Below are 3411 nucleotides of genomic sequence, written 5' to 3' on the forward strand. Positions count from 1 at the left end.
GCTGCTTGCGTAGCCTGATCTGAACGACAGAATCGAATAATTCAGTGTCGACTAATTATATTCGTTCAAATAAGGTAGATCAGACACTTATGGCAGTAGATAAAACCAGCGGAAGTAAATTCTTTCTGGAAAAGACAGATGAAGGTCAATACCTAATTCGCGACGAGGATGGCTTATATTGGCGTTTTGAACCTCCTTCCAACAAGAGTCCAGTCAGGGTAGACGCAAGTCGGGATTGTATAAGTGAAAATTGCAAGAAGCCTTCACCTATCAGTCTACGATTTGGTAATTGGTAGCAGATATGTAGGGCGGGTTGTCCGCGCAATGCATCTGGTCTTTCCGTTATGATTTGACGTTAGGTGCGGCGTACCCGCTAATGGTTTACACTTCCATCTGGTAGGCTAGATCGATCAGGGGGGCAAACCTTACGTTTGACACGATCCATCCTACTTTCCGCTTGTTTCACTGCTCGGCTCACGGTGGCGTAACTCACACCAACAAAAGAGAGGTTTCAGTCATTGCATTGTGCATAACGAACGAATTATTCGGCTTACAGTAATACGTAAATTGGGGTCAGATTCGATTTAATCTTCAAGTTAAATCGAATCTGACCCCATTTTAGTTTCACTCCAATCCCATGCAAATGTTGAGACAGGCCTGTCATAATGCACGCCACGAAATGTACCTCCCCCTTTTTTCCCACCAGCAACGCCATAACTCAAAATGGAGATCCAAAATGAATTACTATTCGATCATTCTCGGCCTCTTTATCATCGGCGGGTTTGGTGCCGTCCTGTGGGGTTGGATCATTTTCGCCAAGGCACGAAAAACGCTGCGCTGGCCCATGGTGGAAGGCGTCATTGAACAATCCGCGCCCACGTCAGAAGATAACGACCTGCTGCCACACATCCAGTTCAGCTACACAGTGGCTGCGCATATTTATCAGCGCACACTGGAGTTTCCAGATGGTACCCACCCATCGCCGGAGCTCGCCACCAGCTATGCCAAAAAATACCCTGCCGGTGCCAAAGTATCCGTGTATTACAACCCGGATCAGCCTGATCAAGCCACACTTGAGCCCGGCCTGGCCAGGGGCGACTGGATGATACCCGCCTTGGGAATAGCCGCAATGGTCTTGGGAATCTTCGCCCTTTTTTTCAGCAGCTATAATTGAATTAGGGTCAGTTTGCCCCGCGTGCCACTAAGTTAAGGGGTTTCAGCATAGCTAAAACAATAAGTTAAGCCAGTATTGGCGCGGGTTTCACGATAGTATGAACTTGCTCAAAAGGCTTAACTTTGTGCCATTCGGTACTGAGTCCTTTTATTTTCACCAAGCGGCGGCAAATAAAAACTTAGTGGATCGTCGTTTGTCGTCAGATTTCCATATGAGAGGATTGAGATAAAGATGTACATTATTGGTCTTATTTTCGCAAGCCTGCTCATTTTATCTTCAGGTGCGCAAGCTAAACCCACACATCAATGTAACACCCGTGCATCTAACCAGCTGTTTGTATCCGGGGATGGGACAGGAGAGCTGGCGAAATCGCGCATTTTGGCAGCTGTAACAAGTCCTGAGTCGGATATTAACTTATACACTCGGCTATGGGAGCCTACTAAAGCTACGCCGTATACCTTTGTTTGGCTCCAGAGCTGGATGGTGGTCCTTTTTATGGATCCTTTGCAAGATCTAACCGAGATGATAGACGCGATTCGCGCCGACCCATTGGTTGCCTCGTTAGGTGTTTCCTACGTAGGGGACAACTCGAGCGTTTGTTTCGCCACTAGTGCACCTGCTCAAGCACAGAGTGTTACCGAATACCATAACACGCTTCTAAACCACTACTTTCTTTCGAGCACCATCGAGGAGAATGCATTCATTGACTCTGGCGGTGCGGGACCTGGCTGGGTGCGAACAGGCGAGTCATTCCTCACGTTTGTCCCTGACGGTTGTTTCGGTAGCGTTAATGTATTTCGATTTTATGGGCCAGGACCAAACTCGCATTTTTATACCGCAGACACGAAGGAATGTGGAGGCTTGCGAAATCAGGAATCTGGCTGGAATGCGGAAGGTATAGCGTTCGGTGGCATCCTTCCGGAGGATGGACAGTGCCCGAACAATGGTGGATATGTCCCGCCCATTTACACGCCCCTTTACCGCTTGTATAACAACCGCTGGATGTTCAACGATTCGAATCATCGCTACACAGTTCGGTACGACATCTACGAACAGATGATGAATAAGGGATGGGTTGGGGAGGGTGTTGCATTGTGCGTACGCAACGAAAGGTGATTCGCAAGTTTGCCAGTGGTACAAAGCCACATTGAATCAGCGCTCGCAGCCTAGGCTAACATAGCTTGGCGCTGAGCTTGCAAGATGGTATCTGCCCCATGATTTTGTAAAGTTTTATTAATCATGGCCGTTAAAAAGTTACCTGTAACTATTTGGTAACTGCAATGGAAGCGAATGTGTCAAACCTCTTACCTTCTCGGTATGCACCTGCGCGCGATCATAAAATCTCGTCACCTGGATCAAGCTTTGAGGAAACTAATAATCACTCAAAAAGCTTGAGAGAAAATGATACCGTTTCTATCTCGAAACAAGCTCAGTTATCGTATAGCCAATCACTAGCACGAGAAAGCAGCATAGAGATCACAACTCGTGATGGTGACAAAGTGTCGATAAATCTGACTAACAGCTCCAGCTCTCAAACAAGTATTAGCTATTCAGATACTCAGTCACAGAATTCTAGTAAAACAGCTTTAGCTCTATCAGCATCAGCCCAATCATCTTCGCAATATCAAATAAGTATTGAAGGTAATTTAGATTCAGACGAACGCACAGCTATAGAAAGTCTAGTTAATGAAATTAGTAATGTTGCCAATAAACTTTATGGCGGAAACATTGAATCAGCATTTAAAGCAGCCAGCTCAATTGAATATAACAGTGATGAATTACAAGACTACTTATTCGATATTACAGAAACTCGGACACAACAATTCATCGCGGCCTATGAAGAAGTTGCATACTTCCAACCAAATTCACAACCAAAACCTGACTTCTCAAGCAATCCATTTAATGTATTAGATAAATTAAATGAGCTTGCCAATAAAACGCTTGAACATCTGAATGACGTCTTTGAACCAAAGAAAATCGATTCATTAATTGAAAAAGCCTATGATTTTTTTAAAAAAATTAATGAAATAGAGCAATTTAATTCAAAACATGGGTTAGTTGAAAATAAAAAGATTGATAACGAGAGAGATGTTTAATGATTTTAACTGCATGGGTTTGACCTATTTTAAATGGACGTTCGTTCAAAAAATAAAGTCATAATATTTGCCACAAAGGCGCTAAGTTGTAGTAGTTCAGACTTAATCTGACAGTAAAGTCTTGCCAAAGGGTGGGGTTAC

The 3411-nt window shown here is 44.3% G+C and carries 3 protein-coding genes; all 3 read left to right on the forward strand.

Annotated elements, in window-relative coordinates:
* The first annotated feature begins 736 nt into the window (after positions 1-736).
* The 3 genes from MJ770_RS09850 to MJ770_RS09860 all read left to right on the forward strand — a co-directional run bounded on the left by MJ770_RS09850 (position 737) and on the right by MJ770_RS09860 (position 3270).
* Positions 737-1174: a DUF3592 domain-containing protein gene (locus tag MJ770_RS09850; protein WP_239253441.1), complete on the forward strand. Its 438-nt coding sequence runs from the start codon at positions 737-739 to the stop codon at positions 1172-1174.
* A gap of 231 nt (positions 1175-1405) precedes the next feature.
* Positions 1406-2290: a hypothetical protein gene (locus tag MJ770_RS09855; RefSeq protein ID WP_239253442.1), complete on the forward strand. Its 885-nt coding sequence runs from the start codon at positions 1406-1408 to the stop codon at positions 2288-2290.
* Positions 2291-2454: 164 nt separating this feature from the next.
* Entirely contained in the window at positions 2455-3270 is an 816-nt protein-coding gene (locus tag MJ770_RS09860) for a hypothetical protein (protein WP_239253443.1), read from the forward strand.
* Positions 3271-3411 lie beyond the last annotated feature (141 nt).

It is taken from the genome of Candidatus Nitrotoga sp. M5 (assembly GCF_927904885.1).
Lineage (GTDB): Bacteria > Pseudomonadota > Gammaproteobacteria > Burkholderiales > Gallionellaceae > Nitrotoga.